Source organism: Streptomyces sp. MZ04 (genome assembly GCF_004684775.1).
Classification (GTDB): Bacteria; Actinomycetota; Actinomycetes; order Streptomycetales; family Streptomycetaceae; genus Streptomyces.
This window is the reverse complement of record NZ_SRIC01000391.1, coordinates 1-6,163: the sequence shown is the minus strand read 5'-3', so window position 1 is coordinate 6,163 and position 6,163 is coordinate 1. Positions and strand designations below refer to the sequence as shown.

The 6,163-nt window shown below is 69.9% G+C and carries 5 protein-coding genes; 2 read left to right on the top strand and 3 right to left on the bottom strand.

Going from position 1 to position 6,163, the window contains the following annotated elements:
- Positions 1-1,571, bottom strand: a 1,571-nt coding sequence (locus E2651_RS40115; RefSeq protein WP_135336210.1) for a helicase-related protein, incomplete at its 3' end; no start/stop codon positions are given.
- Positions 1,572-1,608: 37 nt separating this feature from the next.
- On the opposite strand from E2651_RS40115, the gene E2651_RS40110 reads away from it, so the two are divergent.
- A complete protein-coding gene (locus E2651_RS40110; RefSeq protein ID WP_135336209.1) occupies positions 1,609-2,124 on the top strand; it encodes a GNAT family N-acetyltransferase in 516 nt (171 codons plus the stop codon).
- 49 nt (positions 2,125-2,173) lie between these two features.
- Here the strand turns inward: E2651_RS40110 and E2651_RS40105 are convergent, their stop codons facing one another.
- Positions 2,174-3,004: a class I SAM-dependent methyltransferase gene (locus E2651_RS40105; RefSeq protein ID WP_135336208.1), complete on the bottom strand. Its 831-nt coding sequence runs from the start codon at positions 3,002-3,004 to the stop codon at positions 2,174-2,176.
- 387 nt (positions 3,005-3,391) lie between these two features.
- On the opposite strand from E2651_RS40105, the gene rpsA reads away from it, so the two are divergent.
- The gene (gene rpsA / locus E2651_RS40100; RefSeq protein WP_135336207.1) at positions 3,392-4,906 is read left to right on the top strand and encodes a 30S ribosomal protein S1; all 1,515 of its coding nucleotides are present in this window, start codon (positions 3,392-3,394) and stop codon (positions 4,904-4,906) included.
- A gap of 155 nt (positions 4,907-5,061) precedes the next feature.
- Here the strand turns inward: rpsA and E2651_RS40095 are convergent, their stop codons facing one another.
- Positions 5,062-6,033, bottom strand: a complete 972-nt coding sequence (locus E2651_RS40095) for a right-handed parallel beta-helix repeat-containing protein (RefSeq protein ID WP_135336206.1) — start codon at positions 6,031-6,033, stop codon at positions 5,062-5,064.
- Positions 6,034-6,163 lie beyond the last annotated feature (130 nt).

The window sequence follows — 6,163 nt, the reverse complement described above, 5'->3', positions numbered from 1 at the left end:
GCGTCGGGAGGGCTCGATGCGGGGTCATGGGTGGGTCGGCGGGCAAGATCCCGCGCCGAAGGCGCGGGTACTGAGGAGGTGAGCCGCCGGGCCTCGGTCCGCCACCGCGCGGCGTACGCGTCCCCGCCCCGCCGGGCCTCGCGCCACGCCGCCGCGAGGTCGTCCCCGTACGCACGGGGCGGCTCCTCGCTCAGAAGGGCCACCACCTCCGCCGCCCGCCGAGCGCCGACGACCGGCGCCGCGTCCAGGAGGGCGCGGGCAAGCCGGGGGTGCAGGCCCATCCGGGCCAGCCGAGTCCCCCGCTCCGTCACACGACCAGTGCCCGCGTCGACCGCCCCGATCGCCGTCAGGACACCCCGCGCCGCCGCCATCGCACCGCCCGGCGGAGCGTCGAGGAGGGCGAGCCCGGAGGCATCCGGATCGCCCCAGCAGGCCGCCTGCAGGGCGAACGCCGTCAGGTCGGCCACCTTGATCTCGGGCGAGGGAAAGCGCGGCAGACGCCCGTCCTCGGCCTCCGCCCAGCACCGGTAGACGGCCCCCGGAGCCTCACGCCCCGCGCGGCCCGCCCGCTGCCGCCCCGCGGCCTGCGCAGCCCGTACCGTCGCCAGTGCGCTCAGCCCCCGCGCGTGGTCCACCCGCGGCTCACGCGCGAGCCCCGAGTCGACGACGACCCGCACCCCCGGCACCGTCAGGGACGACTCGGCCACCGACGTCGCGAGGACCACCCTGCGCGCGCCGCCCGCCGAGCCCGCGAGCACCGCGTCCTGCACGGCCGCCGGCGCCCGCCCGTGCACCTGGAGCACCTCGGCGGGCGCGTCCCCCAGCTGTCCCGCCACCCGAGCGATCTCTCCGACCCCGGGCAGGAAACACAGCACGTCCCCGCCCCGCTCGGCCAGCGCACGCCGCACCGTCGCCGCCACATGCGTAAGGAGCGCAGGGTCCACCCGCATCCCGTGCGGCGGCCGCACCGGGCGCGCGGGCGGCGCCCAGACGACCTCCACCGGATGCGAGACCCCCTCGGCCTCGACCACCGGCGCGTCCCCGAGCAGCCGCGCCCACCCCTGCGCGTCCGTCGTCGCCGAAGCGGCCACCAGACGCAGCTCGGGCCGCAGCGCCGCCCGTACGTCGACCAGGAACGCCGCCACGGTGTCCGCGTCCAGATGCCGCTCATGGCACTCGTCGATGACGACCAGGTCGACACCGGCCAGCTCCTGGTCACGCTGCAGCCGCTGCAGCAGCACACCCGTCGTGACGACCTCCACGCGCGTGTGCCGCCCCACGACGCGCTCGCCGCGCACCGTATAGCCGACGCTCTCGCCCACCTTCTCGCCAAGCAGCCACGCCATCCGCCGCGCGGCCGCACGCGCCGCGATGCGCCGGGGCTCGGCGACCACCACACGGCGTACCGGCGCGTCCCCGACGAGCCCCGCGAGCACCAGCGGCACCAGCGTCGTCTTGCCGGTGCCGGGCGGCGCGCACAGCACGGCGACACCGTGGTCGTCGAGGGCGCCGCGCAGCGCGGGCAGGGCGTCACCTACGGGAAGGCGCTGAAGTTCGTCGGTACGGATCACGCACCCAGTCTCCCAAGTACGCCGATACGGTGGGCCCATGCCCGAACCCCTGCGGATCACCGGCGACGGACTCGTCCTGCGCGAGTGGACGAGCGAGGATCTGCCGGTCATGGTCGAACTCTTCGACGACCCGGCCGTCGCCCACCGCACCCCGCTCGTCTCGCCCTTCGACGAGGCCGCTGCCCGCGACTACCTGCAGGCGATCCGCGAGAGCGAGGGCAAGCGCATCAACCTCGCCATCACCACCGACGGCCTACGGCCCCTGGGCGAGATCCTGCTCAGCCTCACGCGCGGCACCATCGGTTACGCGGTCGGGGCCGTCCACCGGGGACAGGGCCTGGCCCCGCGCGCCACCCGGCTCCTGACGGAGTACGCCCACACGACCCTCGGCCTGCCGCGCGTCCTGCTCCAGATAGAACCGGACAACGGCCCGAGCGTCGCCGTCGCCGACCGCCTCGGCTTCCGCCTCACCGACGAGGAACCGGAGTACGTCACGGGTAAGGGCGGCCGCGCCTACACCCTGCTGACCTGGGCCCACGAGACCGAGGGCTAGGCGGTATCTACGTAGGCACTGCCTAGGTAGGCAGTGTCTACGTAGGCAGTCAGTCCCGTACGCAGACGAAGATCGCCGTCCCCGGGATGAGATTCCCGCGCAACGGGGACCAGCCGCCCCACTCCTGCGTGTTCCACGTGGGCCACTCCGGCTCCACCAGGTCGACCAGGCGGAAGCCGCCGGCCACCACGTCCCGCACCCGGTCGCCGACCGTCCGGTGGTGCTCCACGTAGACGGCGCTTCCCTTCTCGTTCTGCTCCACATAAGGAGTGCGGTCGAAGTAGGAGGCCGCCACGGAGAGACCCTCCGGGCCCGGCTCGTCGGGGAAGGCCCAGCGCATCGGGTGCGTCACGGAGAACACGAACCGCCCGCCGGGCCGCAGCACCCGGTGCACGTCCTTGAGGACCCGCACCGGATCGGCGACGAAGGGCAGCGCACCGTAGGCGGAGCACGCGAGGTCGAAGCTGCCGTCGGCGAACGGCAGCGCACCCGCGTCCGCCTCCACGAGCGGCACCCCGCCGCCGATCCGCAGCGCGTGCTGCAGCTGCCGGTGCGAGAGGTCGAGGGCGACCGGGCGCGCGCCCTGCGCGGCGAGCCAGCGCGAGCACTGCGCCGCGCCCGCGCCGATCTCCAGGACGTCCTTGCCCTTCAGGTCGTCCGGCGGGCCGAGCAGCTCGGCCTCCACCTCGTCGAGCCCCTCGGGCCCCCACACGAAACGGTCGTCCCCCAGGAAGGTGCCGTGCTCGATCTGATACTCGTCCGCGTTCCTGTCCCACCAGCCGCGATTGGCGCGACTGCTCTCCGTGACATCGGCGTCACGCCGGGTGGCTTCCGGTTCGGGCGTCTCGGGCAGCTCGGACTCTTGGATGATCGGCTCCATCGTCGTACTCTTCCGTCTGACTTGTCGCGGCTCGGTGCAGCGGGACGCGCCCCCAAGGCGTCGCGGCAGGGCGTGGTGCGGCCCGTGTGGCCTCATGCGACAGCATTTGTGCCGGGAATGCGGCGATCCGCCCCGGGTGTGCGCCTTCGCGCATTGACCCTGTCCGGCTGCCCCCGTATGCTACAAGTTGCGCTGCGAGCCTGCGCTCCTCAGACATAGCAGGCTGCGCTCGCGTCTGTTGTAAACCCCTCGGTTGTCGAGGCGCCTTCCGTTTCTCCGGAAACCTGGATTGGGCGCTTCCAAGGCTGTCCGGCTTCTTCAGAGCGAAATCGGCTCCGGCGCTAGCAGTACCTACGACTCTCTGTCCGTACCGGAGCCCTTACCCACATGACGAGCAGCACCGAGACCACCGCCACCACCCCGCAGGTAGCGGTCAACGACATCGGTAACGAGGAAGCCTTCCTCGCCGCGATCGACGAGACGATCAAGTACTTCAACGACGGCGACATCGTCGACGGCGTCATCGTGAAGGTCGACCGGGACGAGGTCCTGCTCGACATCGGTTACAAGACCGAAGGCGTCATCCCGAGCCGCGAGCTCTCCATCAAGCACGACGTCGACCCGAACGAGGTCGTCGCCGTTGGTGACGAGATCGAGGCCCTGGTTCTCCAGAAGGAGGACAAGGAAGGCCGTCTGATCCTGTCCAAGAAGCGCGCTCAGTACGAGCGTGCCTGGGGCACGATCGAGAAGATCAAGGAAGAAGACGGCATCGTCACCGGTACCGTCATCGAGGTCGTCAAGGGTGGTCTCATCCTCGACATCGGCCTCCGTGGCTTCCTTCCGGCCTCCCTCGTCGAGATGCGCCGCGTCCGCGACCTCCAGCCCTACGTGGGCAAGGAGCTCGAGGCCAAGATCATCGAGCTGGACAAGAACCGCAACAACGTGGTCCTGTCCCGCCGTGCCTGGCTCGAGCAGACCCAGAGCGAGGTCCGTCAGACCTTCCTCACGACCCTGCAGAAGGGTCAGGTCCGCTCCGGCGTCGTTTCCTCGATCGTCAACTTCGGTGCGTTCGTGGACCTCGGCGGCGTCGACGGTCTCGTGCACGTCTCCGAGCTTTCCTGGAAGCACATCGACCACCCCTCCGAGGTTGTCGAGGTCGGTCAGGAAGTCACCGTCGAGGTTCTCGACGTGGACATGGACCGCGAGCGCGTGTCCCTGTCGCTCAAGGCGACGCAGGAAGACCCGTGGCAGCAGTTCGCCCGCACGCACCAGATCGGGCAGGTCGTTCCCGGTAAGGTCACCAAGCTCGTTCCGTTCGGTGCGTTCGTGCGCGTCGACGAGGGCATCGAGGGCCTGGTCCACATCTCCGAGCTGGCCGAGCGCCACGTGGAGATCCCGGAGCAGGTCGTCCAGGTCAACGACGAGATCTTCGTCAAGGTCATCGACATCGACCTCGAGCGTCGCCGGATCTCGCTGAGCCTCAAGCAGGCCAACGAGTCCTTCGGTGCCGACCCGTCGGCCGTCGAGTTCGACCCGACCCTGTACGGCATGGCCGCGTCCTACGACGACCAGGGCAACTACATCTACCCCGAGGGCTTCGACCCCGAGACGAACGACTGGCTCGAGGGCTTCGAGACCCAGCGCGAGGCTTGGGAGGGCCAGTACGCCGAGGCGCAGCAGCGCTTCGAGCAGCACCAGGCTCAGGTCATCAAGTCCCGCGAGGCGGACGCCCAGGCCGAGGCCGAGGGCGCTGCCGCTCCGGCTTCCGCCGGTGCGCCGGCTGCCGGTGGCAGCAGCAGCGGTGGTTCGTACTCCTCGGAGTCGGACGACACCTCTGGTGCGCTGGCCTCGGACGAGGCGCTGGCCGCGCTTCGCGAGAAGCTTGCCGGAGGCCAGAGCTGACCTCGCGTCGCTCTCTCTAGGCGGTAGCTGAACGCTGCGGGCCCGCATCTCTTCGGAGATGCGGGCCCGTTGTTCTGTTCTTGGGTGCGGGTTCGGTGGGGGCTTGTCGCGCAGTTCCCCGCGCCCCTTCCAGGGGCGCTTCCTCGGGGCCGCTTTTACGGCGTCACCTTGATGTTCGTCAGGCCCTTGCCTGCCGTCACCGTGTTGCTCGCGTACACCGTCGTCTTGCAGTTGTCGCTGTAGTTCGTCACGTTGATCGCCAGCTGTTTGTCGCCCGTCGAGCCGGTCAGGTCCGACTTGTTGGCGCGGAAGACCGTGCCGCAGCCCCAGCCGGACTGCTGGGTGTGGGTTTCGTAGCCGTTGTTCGTGGTGTTCTTGCCGGTGTTGTTCTCGACGACGTAGTCGTTGCCCTTCACGTCGATCCATGAGTCGTCGTAGTTGTTGCCGGTCAGGCCCTTGCCGTCGAACGTGTTGCCGGAGACCTTGCCGCCTGTCGTGCCCTCCTTGAGGTCGATGGCCTCGCCGCCGACGTCCGGGCCGATCGTGTTGCCGATGATCTGTACGTTGTCGCTCTTGTCGGAGAGTGTGTTGGCGCTGCCTACGTAGACGCCCTCGCCCATGCCTCTGTCGTCGTTCCCGGTGTCGTAGATCCGCGAGTTCTTGATGACGCCGTCGCTGCTCGACTTCCGGAAATGGACGCCCTCCATGTCGAGGCCGTGGACCGTGACCGTGTCGACCGTGACTCCCTTGGCGGAGTCGATCATGATGCCCTTCTGGCCGCCGGTGACGGTGATGCCCCGCACCGTCCAGTACGAGGCGCCGTCCAGGTGCAGGCCGTAGCCGCCGCCCGCGGTGAGCACCGCCTTGGAGGAGCCGGTCAGGGTGATGCGGGAGCCCGAGCTCGCGGCCGTGCTCGTCTTGAAGTTCCCGGAGTACGTTCCGTCGGCGAGGTGGATCGTGTCGCCCGGGGAGGCATCGGTGAGCGCGGACTTGAGCTCGGCGGCCGTGGAGACCTCGATGACCTCGGCGGCCGCCGGGGCGGGCGACGCCGTGGCCGCCACGGCCAGGCCTCCGGTGGCGGCCGTCGCGGCGAGCGCGGAGATGAGCAGGGTGCGTCGGGTGCGCATGTGGGGGGTGACCTTTCTGTTTGTGTGTTCTGTTCTTGCGTCCGTTCTCGTACGTGAACTTCGGGTGTGATTCTGAACGTAAGGGCGGGGCATGTCCGCGTCAAGGTCTGGACTGAGGCGGGTGGGTGAG

What these genes read in the sequence shown, in the direction of transcription:
- E2651_RS40110 (WP_135336209.1), top strand. Translation starts at nt 1,609, where the DNA reads ATGCCCGAACCCCTGCGGATCACCGGCGACGGACTCGTCCTGCGCGAG.
- E2651_RS40105 (WP_135336208.1), bottom strand. Translation starts at nt 3,004, where the DNA reads ATGGAGCCGATCATCCAAGAGTCCGAGCTGCCCGAGACGCCCGAACCG.
- rpsA (WP_135336207.1), top strand. Translation starts at nt 3,392, where the DNA reads ATGACGAGCAGCACCGAGACCACCGCCACCACCCCGCAGGTAGCGGTC.
- E2651_RS40095 (WP_135336206.1), bottom strand. Translation starts at nt 6,033, where the DNA reads ATGCGCACCCGACGCACCCTGCTCATCTCCGCGCTCGCCGCGACGGCC.